Origin of the sequence: Lactiplantibacillus garii (assembly GCF_003885105.1) — a bacterium.
GTDB classification, from domain to species: Bacteria; Bacillota; Bacilli; order Lactobacillales; family Lactobacillaceae; genus Lactiplantibacillus; species Lactiplantibacillus garii.
This window is the reverse complement of sequence record NZ_QWZQ01000010.1, coordinates 14,514-32,255: the sequence shown is the minus strand read 5'-3', so window position 1 is coordinate 32,255 and position 17,742 is coordinate 14,514. Positions and strand designations below refer to the sequence as shown.

Sequence of the window (17,742 nt, the reverse complement as noted above, 5' to 3'; positions counted from 1 at the left end):
AACGGCCCAACCCCGATCTGCGTTGCTGCTTTGATTTAGTTATTCCACTGAAATCAAGAACGGGTAAACCGGTTGGTCCCCTTCGTGGATTTCAATTTCTAATTCGTCGTCTAATTTTTGAACGGCCGCTGATAATTTGTCAGCGTCGGCCTTAGTTGCGTCGGCCCCGTAAATGATCGTGACGAGTTCACTGTCTTCGTCCAGCATGGCTTTGACCATGTCGAGCGTGGCCGTTTCACGGTCCGGGTTCGTAATGACGATCTTACCGTCCACTAAGCCCATGTAGTCGTCCTTCTTGATTTCCAGCCCGTCAATGGTCGTATCACGAACGGCGTGGGTCACCTGACCACTAACCACCGTATCGAGCGTATCTTCCATTTCGGCCTGGTTATCTTCCAAGCTGGCTTCCGGGTTGAAGGCTAACATGGCCGTCATCCCCTGTGAGATCGTCTTACTGTGAATGATCTTAACCGGAACGTCGGCCACTTCCGCCGCCTGTTCCGCCGCTAAGAAGATGTTCTTGTTATTCGGTAAGACTAAGGCCTTTTTTGCCCCGCTATCATTGACCGCTTTAACGATGTCCGCCGTGCTGGGGTTCATCGTTTGACCGCCCGCGATGATGTGGGTCACGCCTAAGCCCTTAAAGAGCTTGGCGATCCCGTCACCGGAGGAAACCGAAATAATCGCGTAACCGTGCATGTCAATTTGCGGTTGTGCGGGTTCGGCCGCCGTCGCAACGGCGGATTCCGCCTGAGCGTCTTCCTTATCGTGTTCCATGATGGTCTCTTGTTGTAGGCGCATGTTGTCCACTTTGACCTTGATCAGGGCCCCGAAACGTTGGCCCCAAGTCATGACATCACCGGGATGTTCGGTATGCACGTGGACCTTGACGATTTCGTCGTCGTTAATGACCAGCAACGAATCCCCCAATTTAGCTAAGTAGTTATAGAAGGTATCGTAGTCAAACTTATGGTCGACCAACTTACCGTCACCAATGCGGACCATGATTTCCGTACAGTAACCGTACTTGATATCGTTGGGATCAAGCTTCCCCTGCACGCTTTGATGGTGGGCCGCGTCGATCATCGAATCCATTTCGGCGTCATCGGGCACGTAGTCCTGCGATTCGTCGACTTTACCGCTGAGGGAATCACTAAAGGCTTCCAGCACAAAGGTCAGCCCCTGACCACCGGAGTCCACGACCCCGACCTGTTTCAAAACGGGTAACAGGTCCGGCGTTGACTTCAAAGCGGCCTCCGCGGCGTCCACGATGGTCGTCATCACTTCACAAATATCATCGGTCGTTTTAACGGCCTTTTTACCGGCACCCGCTGCTTCACGAATGACGGTCAGGATAGTTCCCTCAGTGGGCTTCATAACCGCCTTATAGGCCGTCTGGGCACCCGCTGCGAAAGCTTCGGCTAAATCGTTAGCGTCTAAGGTTGCCTTACCCGCCACGTTTTTAGAAAAGCCGCGGAAAATCTGGGACAGGATCACGCCGGAGTTCCCGCGCGCACCCATTAACAGTCCCTTAGCGAGGGCCGAAGCCAGATCACCGACCTGGGTACTGGTTTCTTCCCGTTCGTACTTGGCCCCGCTGGCCATTGATAAACTCATATTCGTACCGGTATCGCCATCGGGTACCGGGAAAACGTTCAAAGAATTAATGAATTCGGCACGTTGGTTCAGCTTTTGCGAAGCCGCTTGCACCATTTTGCCAAATTCAAGATTAGTAATCGTGGTGATTTTCAATTTCAAAATTCCTCCTTGGCTTACACCAACTTCAATTTAGTCGTTCATTACCCGCACACCTTGGACAATGACGTTGACCGAATTGGCCGTAACGCCAAGCATGTTTTGCAAATTATATTTGACCTTGGCTTGGACATTGCGTGAGACTTCTGAAATCTTGGTCCCGTAACTAACGATCACGTTGACGTCGATCGCCACACCGTTATCTTCTTGGCGGACGACCACGCCCCGCGCATAATTTTCGCGCCGTAAAATTTCATTTAAATTATCACGAATCTGATTCCGACTAGCCATGCCGACAACCCCGTAGTTATCCGTCGCGGCACCGCCAACGACCGTCGCAATGACATCGTTATCGATATCGATTGTTCCAAATTGCGTTTTGATTTTGACAGCCATGAAAATAGCCTCCTTGTTTTAACGCGCTCATTTACGATAGTTTATCATAGCACAACGGTTCATGAAAGAAAAATCAAGCGCACGGGGTTCTCAAAGCCCGCAGCGTGGGAATTTAGCAGTAAAGTAAAATTACTTGATAGAAATGTATTGCAACGCGTATCAAACTATGATAAATTATTCTAGTGAATGATAAAGCAACGACCTTTTATCAATGATTACCGAAGGAGGCAGATCAACATGGCAAAAGACTTCGTTACGGGTAAGCGGACGCACTTTGGTAACACGCGTTCTCACGCCTTAAACCACAGCCGCCGCAGCTGGAAAGCTAACTTGCAAAAAGTTCGCATTTTAGTTGATGGTAAACCAAAGAAGGTTTGGGTTTCAGCTCGGACTTTGAAATCAGGTAAAGTAACGCGCGTTTAGCGCAACAAACCGCCACCACAAATTTTTTTGTGACTGGCGTTTTTTGTTGCCCAAAATCCGGTTTAACGACACCAACTTTTATAAAGTTTATAATTCAACCGGCTAGTTACCCGCACCTTGCAGGACCACCACCCGTTAATGCGGATGGTGATTTTTTTTGGCTTTCTTTGTTGCCGGCGCCCTTTGAAAGCCCCGCAAGTTAGCTGTGGGTACGTTGCTGTAAGCTTACCCAAAACGTGAGCTACCACCAATTTCACAGCTAACTTGCGGAATTCTCCGGGCACCTCTTCTTCCACTTCAATTTTAGCTTTAAACGTTAGGATCAAAATTGGTAGATTGTTTACTTTAATCAGACTTCTTACAGTACCCTTTCAACATACCTACGACACATATTCGTACACAATTATTTTCCCATTGATAACAACTTGAACGCTAGTGGCCACGTCGAATTGCTCGTCCATTTATTAACGTTTAGCCTTTACCATCAAACTAATTTCAGAGCTTCAATACTAGGTGCCCGGAGAACTTTTGAAATATCCTTGTGAAATTGTTGTTAGTCCGCGTCGTTTGCGGGCTTACAACAAGACCGCTTTTTGAGATGATTCGCCCTTTGGATTAGCTCAAAAACGTGCCCACAAGGATCATTTCAAGCACTTCGCAGGGCACCGGATCCCTACCACCACTAAAAAATGCGACTCCATAACAAAAGGCGACTAACCGCGTACCTTCGCGTTTAGTCGCCTTTTACTTATTAATCTTTACTTTGAATCACGGCTAACACGCCCTGGTCAAAGCTAAAGTGGCCGCTGGTGCCGACAAATTCGTTGCTGGCCCACGAAATTGGGTAATCGTTGTGGTCCGCTTGTAACTGGTACTTTTCGTCCGGTAACGTCAGGTGCATCGGCATTAGCGGTACGAACGCCAGGTACTTTTTGTCCGCTTCCTTTTGAATCTGGTAACTGCCGGGTAAAAAGTACTGTACGCTGTTTTGGCGGTCGATCAGCTTAATTTGCGGCGCCCACTGCCGAAAAAACGGGTCCAAGACTAACCACACGTTAGCTAATAAGTGGTCTAAACGGCCCCCGGTAGCGCCGTACACGTGCACTTCGTCCGGCGCGAGCTGCTCAAAAATGGATTTGAGTGCCAACTGCGTGTCGGTGTGGTCCTGGTCCGGCTTAACAATCACCAAACCGGCTAACGCGGCCTTGACCGTCGCCAACTCACGACTGCTGATCGAGTCGAAGTCCCCAACGACCATCACCGGTTGAATCCCCATTTTGACAAGTCGAAGCGCCCCGCGGTCGGCACCGACCCACGGCCCCGGTAACGTTTCTAAATGGTCCGGCCAATTCTCAGTCGGACCACCCACCAATAAATTTACCGTGGTCATTAGTTCGTCGCCACTTTAAGGTCCTGAATCCGGGCAGCCGGGTCGGCACTCCCGTAAACGTAAGAACCGGCCACCGCGACCGTGGCTCCCGCCGCGTAGCACGCCTTCACGGTGTCGGCGTTGATGCCGCCGTCGACTTCGATGTCAAAGTTATAACCCTTTTCGCGTTTGATAGCGTCTAGGGCCTTAATCTTAGCGACCATTGGTTCCAGGAAGTGCTGGCCGCCAAAGCCGGGGTTAACGGTCATGATCAGTACTTGGTCAACTAACGGCAAAACTTCGCTGACCATGTCCAGCGGCGTGCCGGGATTAATCACGACTTCGGCCTTGGCACCGGCCGCTTTGATCAGTTGTAACACGTGGTAAATGTGCTTGGTGCTTTCCACGTGGACCCCGATCAAGTCCGCGCCGGCCTTCGCAAAGGCTTCCACGAAACGTTCCGGTTCCACGATCATTAAGTGGCAGTCCAGGGTCAGCGAAGTCACCGGCCGTAGATCCGCCACGGTACTCATCCCAAAGGATAAATTCGGTACGAACTGGCCGTCCATGACGTCAATGTGCAACAAATCCGCGCCGGCCTTTTCCGCCATCTGCACGTCCCGTTGTAAATTAGCAAAATCCGCACTCAAAATTGAAGGGGCAACTTTAATCATTAATTTCACACACCTTTAAATTATTTTTTCTTATTATAAATGACTTTTTTATTCTTAATGGTTTCGTAAAACTGCAAGTAGTTATCGTAGCGACTTTGCAACACGTCCCCGGCGGCTAACGCGGCCTTCACGGCGCACTGCGGCTCGTTGATGTGCACGCAACCACGGTACTTGCAGTCCCGACCTAACCGCACAAATTCGGGGAAAAAGTGGGTCAGTTCGTTGGCGGCAATGTCAAAAACTTCGTAGGAAGAAAACCCGGGCGTATCCGCTACCAACCCGTCCGCTACCGGAATCAAACTAACCTTACGGGTCGTGTGTTTCCCCCGGTTGAGCGCCTGCGAAATTTCACCGGTCGCTAAATCTAAACCGGGTTGCAAGTGGTTTAATAACGTGGATTTACCCGCCCCGGTCTGGCCCATCACGACCGCCACGTGGTCGGCTAGTTGGGCTTTGACCGCGGCTAACGCGGTCGCGGAAAAGGCGGTCCGGTCAATAATGACCGGGTAGCCGATCTGCCGGTAGCGCTCCGCTAAAGCGGCCCGTTCTTGGTAAGTCGCGTCGTCGAGCAGGTCGGTCTTGGCAAAGTAAAGCACCGCCTGAATGCCGGCCACCTCTAAAGCCACCAGTTGCCGGTCCAACAAGTTGGTCGAAAACTCCTGGTTGGTCGTGGCGGTCACGACCACCGCTAAGTTAACGTTGGCAACCGGGGGCCGCACCAACTGGGTCTGCCGCGCTAACACTTTTAGCAAGTAGCCCTCCTGCGGCGTTGTACTGTCAAACTCCACCTGGTCCCCAACTAACGGGGTAATTTTACGCTTACGGAAGTTTCCGCGCGCCCGGGTTCGATATAGTTGACCATCGGCGTAAACGTCGTAAAAACCGCTTAGCGATTGTCGAATTTGTCCAATTTTCAAATTAGCACCACCTTATTTTTAGTTTGGTACGGTCCACTTATGGATAACTAACTCCATTGTACCAAAAAAAGTCATGCCTGCGCATGACTTACTACTTTAATTTGTTGCGTCCTGACTCGTCACGTTGAATTTTTCACTGATGGTGACCCCGTTGCGTACGATCCGGTAGCGGCCCTTGGTCTTACCGGTTAGTTCAAACGGCAAACTGATCCGCGTATCGTGCATGATGGCGAGATCCCGGTACAGCGTGCCGAGCACGTGATTATCATCTTGTAAATAGATTTTGACGTCGTTTGCCTGAGTCGTCGTGGGCGTTAGTGCCTTGTACGGTAAGGTCAGCTTGACGTAAAAATTGGTGGGTGTCGCGGCCGTTTCCGGCTGACTGCCCCGTGACATCGTGACCGTGATCGTTGAACCGGCCCGCACGTCGGCACCGCCGTCGGGGGTCTGATCATACGAGTAACCGGCCTTTTGTTCTGAAGAGTAACCGCGTTTAAAGTTGACGTTTAACCCGTTGGATTGCGCGTAATCGGTAATGTCGGCCTGACTTTCACCCGTTAGATCCTTGAGGGCGACGTAACGACTTCCGGCACTCACGGTAAAAGTCACCGTGGTGGTCGTTGGCAAAACGCTGCTGCCCGCAGCCACGTCCTGACTGATGATCTGTCCCGTGGCCACGTCCGAGGTGCTAAACCGTTCACGAACCGTAAAGCCGGCCGATTTCAACGTTTGGCGCACGTCCCGGTAGCTTTCGTTGACGTAATTACCAAAATTCATTTTTTTAGCCCCGCTGCTAATGGTCAAATTAATGCGGGCGTGCTCTGAGACCTTGGTTTTCGTTCCGGGGGTGGTTTTGACGACCTGCCCGGTGGCGACCTGGTTACTCTTGACCCGCTTCACTTCCCCCACGGACAGGTTACGCTTGGCCAACACCTTGGTGGCCGCGGCTTGGGATAAGCCGGTCACCCGCGGCACGGTGGTTGATTGTGGTCGGCTGAGTTCCAGCCCAATCACGATTGCCGCAACTAATAATAAGATGATCGTGCCGATGATCAGCAGTCGGCGCCGCAACGGGTGGCGTTTGGACCACGACCGGGTCGGCCGGACCGGTTCCTCGGCTGGTTCTTTGGGCTGGGCGGGCGCCGGTTTCGGTTGGACCTGATCCGCTTCTGCGGCGGTCTTGCGCGGCATGACCTGCGTCTTACCGTCCTGATTAGCCTTAATGGCCGCCTGAATCTCGGCGCTCGGCATGATTTTGGTCTCGTCGTTGCCAACGTCGTCCGGTACGAAGCGCTTTTCACCCACGCGGGTACTGGATAACGTCGTTAATAGGTCCGACGCCATGTCTTCCACGGTCGCGTAACGGTCGCGCGGGTCCTTGGCGGTCGCACACAGCACCACGTTTTCGAGGGCCTGAGGAATGTCGGCGTCAAAGTCCCGGACGGACGGGATCGCGTTTTGAAAGTGTTTCAGCGCGATGGAGACCGCGGTCTCACCTTTAAACGGGACCGAGCCGGTCAGCATTTCGTACAAAATGATGCCTAACGAATAGATGTCGGACTGCTTAGTGGCCATGCTCCCCCGCGCCTGTTCCGGTGAAAGGTAGTGGACCGAGCCCAAGATCGTATTGGTTTGGGTCATCGAATGTTCAGACAACGCCACGGCGATCCCAAAGTCGGTGATCTTAGCGTTGCCCTGTTCGTCAATTAAAATATTTTGGGGCTTTAAGTCCCGGTGAATAATATTATGCGCGTGGGCGGTGGCCACCGCACTTAAAATCTGCTCCATGATGTCAATAACTTGCTGCAACGGTATTGGGAAATTTTCCTTAATGTAGTTCTTCAGGTCCATGCCCTTCACGTATTCCATGACTAAGTATTGCATGCCGTTTTCTTCACCGATATCGTACAAACTCACGATGTGCGGGTGTACTAATTCGGTTGTCGCTAAGGCTTCGCGTTGAAACCGTTTAATGGTTTTCGGGTCATCCCGCAAGTCTAAACGTAAGAGCTTGACCGCGACGTCGCGATCTAAGATTAAGTCGTGCGCCAAGTAAACGTTGGCCATCCCACCTTCACCTAATGACCGGACGATTCGGTACCGTCCGCTAAGGGTATAGTTGGGTGTCATTTACCGGCCACCTCGCCATCTACCGCCACGATCAACGCGGTGATGTTATCCAAGCCCCCGGCCGCGTTAGCCATTTTGATCAGCGTTTCGCACTTCTGCGTGGCCGTTTGATCCGTGGCTTTTAAGACGGTTGCCAACTGGTCATCGGGCACCATGTTAGTCAACCCGTCCGAACACAGCAATAACTGGTCGCCGGGCTGGGCTTCAAACAACTTAGTATCAATATCCGCGTCCGGCGAAATGCCCAGCGTACGGGTAATGATATTTTTCTGGGGGTGTTTACGGGCCTGTTCCGCGGAAATTTCGCCGCGCTTCACGAGCTCGTTGACCAGTGAATGGTCCTCGGTCAATTGGTGCAGTTCGCCGTCCCGGTAGAGGTAGCCGCGGCTGTCCCCTAAGTTGGCCATTAAAAATTGGTTATCAAAAAGCAGGGCCGCCACCATGGTGGTCCCCATGCCCTTTAAGTCCGAAAACTCGCGGGCCTTTTCGATGATGTGCTGATTTTCGTCCTGGACCTCGTTTGCGAGCCACTTCACCGCGTCCGTTGGTTGATCAAAATCGGTGTTTTCAAAACGGTACCCCATGTGCGAGACCGCCATCTCGGAAGCCACGTCGCCCCCCTGGTGGCCGCCAATGCCGTCCGCGACGATGGCAAAATTGATCCCGGCGTTATTTTGAAAAACGCCGACGTAGTCTTCATTTTCTTCACGTTGTTGGCCAATATCCGACCGGTATGCAAAATCCACTGTTCACCACTCCACGGTTATTTTTTTCTTAAACAAGCAATGAAAAAGCCGTCAGACAAGTAGTCGTCCGGATAGATCGATAACGTTTGCACGTCGCGGTCCGCTTTTAATCCCTGTTTAGTTGGCGTTGTTTGCAACTCAAAATCGGGATGGGCCGCCAAGAACTGGTCGATCACGTCCTGATTTTCCTGTCGCAGAATCGTACAAGTGCTATACGTCATGATACCACCTTTTTTCAAGGTTGGGGCGGCCGCTGATAAAATTGCGAGTTGAATCTTTTGCAGGTTCAAACTATCGCTGAGCTGCTTTTCATAACGGATCTCCGGTTTACGACGAATCAGCCCCAACCCGGAACACGGCGCGTCAACTAAGATCCGGTCAAAGTGGTTCTCGCCAAACTCACCGCCCACCTTGCGGGCGTCCAGTTCGGTCGCAGCGACCCGGTCGGCGACGTGCATCCGGGCGGCGTTTTGACCGATCAACTTGACCTTGTTGGCGTGGATGTCTAGGGCGACGACTTCGCCCCCCTGATCTTTATCCAGCTCCGCGGCGATCTGGGTCGTTTTCCCACCCGGCGCGGCGCAGGCGTCCAGCACGTGGTCCCCCGGTTGCACGTTTAACGCGGGTACGACCAGCTGGGCACTTTCATCCTGCACGGTAAACATCCCGTAGCGTATCGCTTCGGTGTTAACGGCCTGCCCCTCGGTGACAATTAACCCCAGCGGCGAAACCTGACTAGCTTCCACCGTCAGACCGGCGTTTTCTAAGGCAGCCTGCACGTCGGCCACGTTTGACACGGCCGGGTTGACCCGCAAGGACTGCTTAGCCGGTTGGTTCAGTGACGCTAAAATACTGACCATTTTTTCCTGTCCCAACTGGGCGCGCAGTTCGTTAATTAACCAAACGGGCATACTGTAAGTAATGCTCAACCGTTCGTCGGGATCCTTAATAGCATCAAAACTAGGCAGCCCGCTGCGGTCCATTTGGTGCAAGACGCCGGTCACAAACCGCCGAATCCCGGGATGACCCTTCACTTTGGCAATCTCAATCGTTTCGTTAAAAACGGCCCGTTGGGGAATTTTATCCAGGTACTGCCACTGATACAACGCGCTCAGCAGTAGTTCCTTGACCCACGGATCGATTTGATTAGGATGGCACACGAACGGTTTTAACCAGTATTCCAAGGTCAAACGGTGCTGGATCACCCCGTAGACCATGTTAGTCAACAGGTTAATGTCGCGTCGATCCATCGTATGGTCGTTGATCAGTTGATTCAATTGTAAATTGGAATAGGCGCCATTTTTAATTTTTGCTAAGGCCGCCACCGCTAACCAGCGGGGGGTGTTGTCCACTGTACTCATTTATTAATAACCTGCTCTCCGGTCGCGAACTTGTCCGCGGCACCATTTAAAAAGTCCGTAATTGTCATCTTAGGTTTGCCCGCCGGCTGCAACTCGTTGATTGCCAAGGCGGTTCCGTTGGCCGCGGCTAGTACGAGGGCGTGCTTAGTTTTGCGCACCACCTGTCCGGCCGCTTGGTCAACGGTTTCGTCGAGTGGCGTCACGTCCCAGAACTTGGTCCGTTTGCCATCCAGCACGGCGTAAGCGATGGGCGCCGGCCGCATCCCGCGGACCTGGTCGTCAATTTGCGCGGCCGTCTGGTTAAAGAAGTCGAGTTCTTCTTGTTCCGGTTGAATGTTCGGCGCGAAGGTGACCTGCTCTTCAGCTTGCGGCGTGGCCGTTAACTCACCGTTGATCAATTTTGGTAAGGTTTCGAGCAACAGGTCGCGCCCCACCACGCTGAGTTTTTCAAACATCGTCCCGGTATCGTCCGTTTTTTCAATGGGAATCGCGCGTTGCGCCAGCATGTCGCCGGCGTCCATCTTTTTGACCATGTAAATAATGGTGATGCCGGTCTCGGCTTCCCCGTTGATAATGGAATACTGCACGGGCGCGCCGCCGCGGTACTTCGGTAATAAGGAACCGTGAACGTTGATGGCACCGATTTTGGCCGCTTTTAATAACTTGGTCGGTAAAAACTGCCCGAACGCCGCCGTCACGATCAGGTCGGGTTGCAGGTCGATCACCCGTTGCATTTCCGGACTGCCCCCGATTTTTTCGGGTTGCAGGACTTCAATGCCGTGGGCCACGGCCACTTGTTTGACCGGTGAAGCGGTCAGGACGTGTTTGCGGCCAACTTTGCGGTCGGGTTGGGTCACCACGGCCAGTACTTGATACTTTTCTTTAATTAAGCTTTCTAAAATGGGCGCCGCGAACTGCGGGGTCCCCATAAATACGATTGATGTCATTAAATTTGTGCCTCCGTTGATTTCAAAATCTGGTCAGCTACATGAAGTGTAACGGCTCCACGTCGATGCCAATTTGTAAGCCCTGGCGCTGCTGGACCTGGGTCTCGTGTAACAAGGTGGTCAGCGTCTTTTCTAGGTTGGGCTCTTGCTTATACTTGATCACGATTTGGTAGTAGTAGCGCCGGTTGACCCGCGCGATCGGTTTCGGGGTCGGCCCTAGGATGATCGTGCTGGGGGCCAAGCGTGGTCGTAACCATTGTAACAGTTGGTACATCCGTTTGGCCGCCACCGCTTCATCTAAATCACTGGCCGTGATCTGGACGGTGAAGTAGTACGGCGGGTAACCACCCTGGTGCCGGACTTGCATTTCGTACTTGAAGAAACCTTCGTAGTCGTGGTGCTGGGCAAAGCGAATCGCGTAGTGGTCCGGGTTAAACGTCTGAATGTAGACGTGGCCGCTCTTTTCGGCCCGACCAGCGCGACCACTGACCTGCGTCAATAACTCAAAGGTGCGCTCACTGGCCCGAAAATCCGGTAACCCCAGGGCGGTATCGGCGTTTAGGACCCCGACCAGCGTCACGTTGGGAAAATCCAGTCCCTTGGCGATCATCTGGGTGCCAATCAAAATATCGGCGTCACCACTGCCAAACTGCGCTAATAATTTCGCGTGGGCGCCCTTTTTCCGGGTGGTATCGTTATCCATCCGAATGATGCGGGCGTCTGGCAACAGGTCGCGGAGTTCCTCTTCGACCTTTTCCGTCCCGGTCCCGTAGTAACGGATCTGACGACTATGACAGTTCGGGCAGACCCGCGGGATCGGTTCTTCGTGCCCGCAGTAGTGGCACTTCATGGTGTGGGTGTCCATGTGCAGGGTCAGTGAAATGTCACAGTTCGGACACTTCAGCACAAACCCGCAATCGCGACACAAAACAAAGGACGAGTAGCCCCGGCGATTCAGCATCAGCACGCTCTGTTCGTGGCGGTCCAGCCGGTCCTGCAAGGCGACCAATAGCGGCGCCGAAAAGTTACTTTCGGCGTGTTGCTGCATTTCTTTTTTCATATCAATGATTGAAACTTGCGGCAACGGCCGCTGGTTGACCCGGTCAGCCAGTACTAACCGCTGGTAGACGCCCTTTTCGGCCCGCGCGCGGGTCTCTAAGGACGGCGTCGCCGAGCCTAACACGACCGGGCAATTGTGATAACGGCTGCGCCACAACGCCACTTGGCGGGCGTGGTACCGCGGCGCGTCGTCCTGCTTATAAGTACTTTCGTGTTCCTCGTCCATGACGATCAGCCCGAGGTTAGTCAACGGCGCGAATACCGCGGAACGGGCGCCGACCACGACCTGGGCCTCGCCGCGTTGAATCCGGCGCCACTCGTCGTACTTTTCACCGCTCGATAGGCCGCTGTGTAACACCGCCACGGCCTTCCCAAAGCGGCCCTTGACCCGACGGACCATTTGCGGAGTCAGCGAAATTTCCGGCACCAGCATCAGGGCGGTTTTGCCCTGTGCTAAGGCCGCGGCCATTGACTGCAGGTACACCTCGGTTTTGCCGCTACCGGTCACCCCTTCGAGTAAAAAGGTGGTGGTGGCCGGTTGGTCGATGGCGCTCACGATCTGGTCCACGGCCACTTGTTGTTCGGGGTTGAGCTGAAGCGGCTGGGTGGGCTGAATGTCACTCGTCGCGTACGGGTCGCGGTAAACTTCCACGGCGACTTTTTTGAGCCAGCCCTTCTTGGCCCCGGTCCGAATCGTGGCTTCACTCACCTTGAACCGTTCACTAAACGCTTTTTGAGCCAGCGTTTCACCGTTGAGGGTCGCCAACCCCTTTAACAGGGCCAGTTGTTGGTGCGCCCCGGTCCGGACGGTCTTTTCCGCCGCGACCAGTTCAGCCGTAGTCAGGGTCGTTTTGACGGCGACCTGGGTTTTGCGGCGGGCTTGATTTTTAACTTGGTAATAAACGTCAACTTGCCCCGCGGCTTGCAGTCGTAACAATTCACTAACCGCTTGCGGCGTTTGGGCCGCGTCGTCAAACGGGACTTCACTGTGCCCCTTAAAAAGCGTTTGCTCAACGGTCGCCGACGTTTGGGACGTGGGCCGCAACTGCTTTTCGTACTTCGCCCGCATCACCGCGGGCAGCATCGTCTGCGCGCAGGTGATCCGAAACGAGAAGGTACTTTCCGCCAGCCACTCGGTCATCTCTAGCGCTTCGGGATTCAGTACCGGTGCAAGGTCGACCACCGCGTCAATGGCTTTGAGGTCGCCATCGTAGTTGGTGGTCTCGTCTAATTTAAGGACGAACCCCTGCACCCGGCGTTTACCACGACCAAACGGCACGACGACCCGCATGCCGGGCTGCACCTGCGACTGCCACGCGGCCGGGATCTGATAACTATACGGCCGGTTGGTTTGCATGGTCGGCACGTCGACCAAAACTTGGGCAATTTGCGCCACAATCGTCTTCCTCTCTCTGAATAAACTACGCTTGCACCGCACCAGCGGCCACCGCGGTGGTCAAAATGGTGCGGGCAATTTCAATTTTAGATAATAACGCCGTTTTAATTGGCGCCTGGTTCGGTTGTAATAACGTGACCTGGTTGGTATCGCCGTTAAAACCGACGCCCGGTTTGGAAACGTCGTTAGCCACTAACAAGTCTAACTTTTTGCTGGTCAGCTTGCGCTGAGCGTTAGTCATTAAGTGCTGCGTCTCAGCCGCAAACCCGATCACGTACTGGTGCGTTTTTTGCGGCGCCAGCCGTTTTAAGATGTCCGGGGTCTCCGTTAGTTGCAGCGTCAAATCGGCGTGGTCGGCCGGCTTCTTGATTTTTTCCGTGGCCGACTGCACCGGCCGGTAATCGGAGACCGCCGCAGCCATCACTAAGAGGTCGGTCGTTGGAAATTCCGTGCTAACTTGCGCCAACAAGTCGGCGGCCGACTGCACGTAGACCACTTTAACGCCGGTTGGGACCGGTAAGTTGCGGGTCGCGCTGATCAACGTCACGTCCGCCCCCATTTCACGGGCGGCTTGCGCCACGGCGTAACCCATTTTACCGGACGACCGGTTGGAAATGTAGCGCACCGGGTCCAAAGCTTCCCGGGTCCCGCCAGCGGTGACGAGCACGCGCTGGTGCGCTAACGGCAAGTCCGGTGTTTGCTGGATCAACTGGTCCGTTAACCAGTCGACGATTGCTTCCGGTTCGGGTAAGCGGCCCTTGCCCGCGTAGCCTTCCGCCAACATACCGGTTGCCGGAGTCAGGACGAAAAGCCCGTCCGCCGTCAACTGTTTGAGGTTCCGCTGGGTCGCCGGGTTCGCGTACATGTGGGAATTCATCGCCGGAATGACGAATTTGGGCGCAGTGGTTGCTAACACCGTGGTGGTCGCCGCGTCGTCGGCAATACCGTTGGCCACCTTGGCAATTAAATTTGCCGTTGCCGGGACCAACACCATGGTTTCCGTCCAGTCCGCCAACGCCACGTGGACCACGTGGTGCGGGTCACTGGTCGTAAACTCGTCTAACACAACTGGTTGCTGGGTCAACGTTTGAAACGTTAACGGCGTGACAAACTCGGAGGCGTGGGCGGTCATCGCGACCCGCACCGTCGCCCCCCGTTTCATTAATAATCGAATTAAAACTAGGGCCTTGTAACTGGCAATGCCCCCACTAATAACCACCGTTACGTGGCGCTGATTCCAAATGTCCACTACTTCACGTCCCTTGATGGTGCCACCGGTACTGACTAGTGCACCCTAAATTGATTGATCCGTGCTCTTAGTGGCGGTTTGCCCGCCACCATAGATAGTTTAATTGTATCAAGAATTAACCAATTGTTGTAGCTGAAAGCCTAATCCAGCCAAATAAAAAAGCGCCGGACCAATCTGGCCCAGCACTCTAGTAATTTGAATTAGTCTTCATCGGTTTCGTCGGGGTCGATCATTAAATCGCCGGCCGCGATTTCTTCTAAGGCCCGACCAATGGTTTTAACGGACTTGTATTCACTGAGCATCGGTGCCGCGCCGGCGTCCAATTCGTGCGCCCGCTTGCTGGCTAACATAATCAGTGAGTACCGTGAATTAACCTGCTTTAATAAATCATCAACTGATGGATATAAGATCATGATTCCGCATCTCCTAACATTTCTTCATACTCGGGCATGACCCGTTTAACACTGTACCGCTCACTCTTAATGATGGCTTTGATCCGTTCCGCCGCCAGCGGCACTTCGTCGTTGATTACCGCGTAATCGTAATTACGCATCATTTTAATTTCGCCCACGGCCTTAGCCATCCGCTTATTGATGACACTCATGTCATCCGTGCCACGGCCAATGATCCGGTGTTTTAATTCCATTAAATCGGGTGGTGTCAGAAAAATGAAGACACCGTCGGGCATTTTTTCGCGAACCTGCATGGCACCGTTAACTTCGATTTCGAGGAAAACGTCCTTACCAGCGGCCAACGACTGCTTAATATATTTTAAGGGCGTTCCGTAGTAGTTGTCAACATACTTGGCATATTCAAGCATACCGCCGCTTTTAATTTCATCCTCGAATTCATCTTTGGAGACAAAATAGTAGTCCTTTCCATCAACTTCACCCGGACGCATTTTCCGAGTCGTCATCGAGACTGAATATTGAAAATCGTTATCATCTGAGTCAAAGATCTCCTTACGGACGGTACCCTTGCCGACGCCCGAAGGACCTGATAAGACGATTAACATGCCTTGTTTCGCCATGATCGCAAATTCCCCTTATTAAATATGTTTTAAAGTTTATTTTGCACTTTTTATGGCTAGATTGCAAGTTTTATCCGGCGATTCTCGCCCGAAGCCGTCTTTTTACGGAAAACTTTTTTGTGAATTTATGGCTTGCATTTTAGAACGTTTGTTCGTATAATGTAAACACAAACAAATGTTCGAGGTGGCTCACATGCAAAATCAACAATCCAATTTAAAATTAATTTCAAAAAACTTACAAGCTTCGTACCGCCAGTTTATGGATGACTTCATTGCCGCCCCGACCGTCGTGGCACCACTCCTGCCCACGATGCCGGCCTTTCAGCGGGATTTGTTCTTAAAACAAGCGCAAACGCGGCACTACCAAGTGATGTTACAAATGCAGCCCAGCTTAACCGAAACCCACCCGTATAATATTCACGGGGTGTTACGGACCCTGGCTAGTGGTCAGCTCGTTTTGATCAACCGGCGGCAGCACTTAACGCACCTCGTTGACGTTACCCAGATTCGCTATATTCAGCGGGCCTAATCAACCCGTAAATAAAAAGCTTGCGGTCAAAGATGAAATTTCAACTGATACCACCTTGCATATCAATTGAAGTGTTTTGACCGCAAATTAAAAAGATTGATGTTACAGCCTCACCGCGCCCCCCTGAATGGGTTCGGTGGGTGACCTGTAAATCAATCTTTTTGTTTACCCTATTTTTGAGTTGGGTCGGCCCGTTTTTCGATCCAGGCTAAGACCGTATCCGAAATAATCGCCATTAACGCGGTTGGTAAGGCACCGGCCAAAATAATGGCCCCACCATCGGTCGCGTTGGTCCCGCGAATGATGATGTCCCCTAAACCACCGGCACCAACGAAGGTCCCGATCGCGGTGATCCCAATCGCGAGCACTAAAGCATTACGCAAACCGGCCATGATCACCGATAACGAAAGCGGCAGTTCGACCATGCGTAAAATTTGCCAGCGGGTCATGCCCATCCCCTTACCGGAATCAAGAATACTTGGACTAACGTTCAGCATCCCGGTGTAGGTGTTTTTAATGATCGGTAATAGCGCATAGAGGAAGACGGTCACAATCACCGTATTGACCCCCAAGCCCAAACCAATCATGATGATCGACAGCATCGCCAGTGACGGCACCGTCTGGATCACGTTGGCAATCGCGATCACGGTCGCACTGAGTTTACTGTGGTGGGCGATCAAGATCCCAATCGGAATCCCGATAATCGCCGCGAACAGCACCCCGTAAATCGAAATCAGGAAATGACGGGCAAACTGGCTCAAGACGTACGCCCCGTTTTGCTGGTAGTAATAGACCAACTGTTGCAACATATTCATGTGTGCCATTACTTGCCACTCCCTTCAAAGTAGTTGTGTTGTTCTAGGAACTGTTTGGCCACAACTTCCGGTTCAACTAAGTTATTATCAACCTTATAGTTCAAACTTTGCATGGTCTTTAAACTAATCTTCCCGTTCAACCGGCTTAAGATCGACTTCAGTTGCGGGTGTTCCTTCAAGACTTTGTTAGTGGCAACGGCACTCGCGTTGTACGGTGGGAAGAAGTTTTTGTCGTCCTTTAAAATTTTCAGATTGTAACTTCTGATCCGGCCATCGGTGGAATAACCCAAAATGGCGTCCATTTTACCGGATTCCAACGCGTCGTAAACTAGCCCAATTTGCATTGGGTAGGTATTACCAAACTTATAACCATACAGTTTTTGGAAATCGGGGTAACCGTCACCCTTCCGTTCCAGCCAAGTTTGGTCCAAACCAACCGTTAACTTCGAGGCCACCTTCTTCATGTCGCTGACCGTGTTTAAGTGGTACTTTTTAGCCGTCTGCTGGGTCACCATGAACGCGTAGGTATCGGCAAACCCGTAGGACGGGAAGTAGGTCATGTGGTACTTCGAATTGAACTGGGAACGAACCTTGTTATCGGTCGCCTTCACGTTACCGCGGTCGGCCTTTTCACCTAAGATGGTGGTCAGGTCGGTCCCGGTAAAGCGAATCGACGAAATGTCGGCCTGGTTGTTTTTCAGGGCGTTAAAACTAACCGTCCCGGAACCCAGGTTGTTAATGATCGTCGTGTTTAAGTTGGAATAGTGCTGAATCATGTCCTGAATCACGTAGGCCATGATTTGTTGTTCGGTCGTATTTTGGGACGCGATGCGAACCGTGTCAGACGACGTCCCGGAAAGGCCCGGAAAGCCGCAACCGGCTAATAAAACGCCGCTAGCCACGGTCGTCACGACACCTAAAAACCATTTTTTGAATTTTCTCATCT

At 52.5% G+C, this 17,742-nt stretch carries 17 protein-coding genes; 2 read left to right on the top strand and 15 right to left on the bottom strand.

Going from position 1 to position 17,742, the window contains the following annotated elements:
• Positions 1 to 39: 39 nt before the first annotated feature.
• A complete protein-coding gene (locus tag D1831_RS04340; RefSeq protein ID WP_125071702.1) occupies positions 40 to 1,752 on the bottom strand; it encodes a DAK2 domain-containing protein in 1,713 nt (570 codons plus the stop codon).
• Positions 1,753 to 1,788: 36 nt separating this feature from the next.
• Entirely contained in the window at positions 1,789 to 2,151 is a 363-nt protein-coding gene (locus tag D1831_RS04335) for an Asp23/Gls24 family envelope stress response protein (protein WP_057707040.1), read from the bottom strand.
• A gap of 237 nt (positions 2,152 to 2,388) precedes the next feature.
• On the opposite strand from D1831_RS04335, the gene rpmB reads away from it, so the two are divergent.
• The gene (rpmB, locus tag D1831_RS04330) at positions 2,389 to 2,574 is read left to right on the top strand and encodes a 50S ribosomal protein L28 (protein WP_057707039.1); all 186 of its coding nucleotides are present in this window, start codon (positions 2,389 to 2,391) and stop codon (positions 2,572 to 2,574) included.
• Positions 2,575 to 3,325: 751 nt separating this feature from the next.
• On the opposite strand, the gene D1831_RS04325 is transcribed toward rpmB, so the two are convergent.
• The 11 genes from D1831_RS04325 to gmk all read right to left on the bottom strand — a co-directional run bounded on the left by D1831_RS04325 (position 3,326) and on the right by gmk (position 15,452).
• Positions 3,326 to 3,964 carry a thiamine diphosphokinase gene (locus D1831_RS04325; protein WP_125071701.1) on the bottom strand — a complete coding sequence of 213 codons (639 nt, stop codon included), beginning with the start codon at positions 3,962 to 3,964 and terminating at the stop codon, positions 3,326 to 3,328.
• Positions 3,964 to 4,617 (bottom strand): ribulose-phosphate 3-epimerase, encoded by a 654-nt coding sequence (gene rpe, locus D1831_RS04320; RefSeq protein ID WP_125071700.1) that lies wholly within the window; start codon positions 4,615 to 4,617, stop codon positions 3,964 to 3,966. Before rpe ends, D1831_RS04325 begins: the two co-directional genes overlap by 1 nt.
• A 20-nt stretch (positions 4,618 to 4,637) precedes the next feature.
• Positions 4,638 to 5,534 (bottom strand): ribosome small subunit-dependent GTPase A, encoded by an 897-nt coding sequence (gene rsgA / locus D1831_RS04315; RefSeq protein ID WP_125071699.1) that lies wholly within the window; start codon positions 5,532 to 5,534, stop codon positions 4,638 to 4,640.
• Positions 5,535 to 5,630: 96 nt separating this feature from the next.
• Complete coding sequence (gene pknB / locus D1831_RS04310) at positions 5,631 to 7,664, bottom strand: Stk1 family PASTA domain-containing Ser/Thr kinase (protein ID WP_125071698.1); 2,034 nt, start codon at positions 7,662 to 7,664, stop codon at positions 5,631 to 5,633.
• Positions 7,661 to 8,410 carry a Stp1/IreP family PP2C-type Ser/Thr phosphatase gene (locus D1831_RS04305; protein ID WP_125071697.1) on the bottom strand — a complete coding sequence of 250 codons (750 nt, stop codon included), beginning with the start codon at positions 8,408 to 8,410 and terminating at the stop codon, positions 7,661 to 7,663. Before D1831_RS04305 ends, pknB begins: the two co-directional genes overlap by 4 nt.
• A 17-nt stretch (positions 8,411 to 8,427) precedes the next feature.
• Entirely contained in the window at positions 8,428 to 9,771 is a 1,344-nt protein-coding gene (gene rsmB, locus D1831_RS04300; protein ID WP_125071696.1) for a 16S rRNA (cytosine(967)-C(5))-methyltransferase RsmB, read from the bottom strand.
• Complete coding sequence (fmt, locus tag D1831_RS04295) at positions 9,768 to 10,718, bottom strand: methionyl-tRNA formyltransferase (protein ID WP_125071695.1); 951 nt, start codon at positions 10,716 to 10,718, stop codon at positions 9,768 to 9,770. Before fmt ends, rsmB begins: the two co-directional genes overlap by 4 nt.
• 37 nt (positions 10,719 to 10,755) lie before the next feature.
• Positions 10,756 to 13,173, bottom strand: a complete 2,418-nt coding sequence (priA, locus tag D1831_RS04290) for a primosomal protein N' (protein ID WP_125071694.1) — start codon at positions 13,171 to 13,173, stop codon at positions 10,756 to 10,758.
• 25 nt (positions 13,174 to 13,198) lie between these two features.
• Entirely contained in the window at positions 13,199 to 14,422 is a 1,224-nt protein-coding gene (gene coaBC, locus D1831_RS04285; RefSeq protein WP_125071693.1) for a bifunctional phosphopantothenoylcysteine decarboxylase/phosphopantothenate--cysteine ligase CoaBC, read from the bottom strand.
• A gap of 200 nt (positions 14,423 to 14,622) precedes the next feature.
• Positions 14,623 to 14,835 carry a DNA-directed RNA polymerase subunit omega gene (rpoZ, locus tag D1831_RS04280; protein ID WP_125071692.1) on the bottom strand — a complete coding sequence of 71 codons (213 nt, stop codon included), beginning with the start codon at positions 14,833 to 14,835 and terminating at the stop codon, positions 14,623 to 14,625.
• On the bottom strand, positions 14,832 to 15,452 hold the full coding sequence (gmk, locus tag D1831_RS04275) for a guanylate kinase (protein ID WP_125071691.1): 621 nt from the start codon (positions 15,450 to 15,452) through the stop codon (positions 14,832 to 14,834). Before gmk ends, rpoZ begins: the two co-directional genes overlap by 4 nt.
• 193 nt (positions 15,453 to 15,645) lie before the next feature.
• Between gmk and D1831_RS04270 the strand changes: the two genes are divergently transcribed.
• Positions 15,646 to 15,981: a hypothetical protein gene (locus tag D1831_RS04270; protein WP_125071690.1), complete on the top strand. Its 336-nt coding sequence runs from the start codon at positions 15,646 to 15,648 to the stop codon at positions 15,979 to 15,981.
• A 170-nt stretch (positions 15,982 to 16,151) separates the two neighbouring features.
• Here D1831_RS04270 and D1831_RS04265 read toward each other — a convergent pair whose 3' ends face one another.
• Together D1831_RS04265 and D1831_RS04260 are read right to left on the bottom strand one after the other, a co-directional pair.
• Positions 16,152 to 16,805 (bottom strand): ABC transporter permease, encoded by a 654-nt coding sequence (locus tag D1831_RS04265; protein WP_125071689.1) that lies wholly within the window; start codon positions 16,803 to 16,805, stop codon positions 16,152 to 16,154.
• Positions 16,805 to 17,740, bottom strand: a complete 936-nt coding sequence (locus tag D1831_RS04260) for an osmoprotectant ABC transporter substrate-binding protein (protein WP_125071688.1) — start codon at positions 17,738 to 17,740, stop codon at positions 16,805 to 16,807. Before D1831_RS04260 ends, D1831_RS04265 begins: the two co-directional genes overlap by 1 nt.
• Positions 17,741 to 17,742 lie beyond the last annotated feature (2 nt).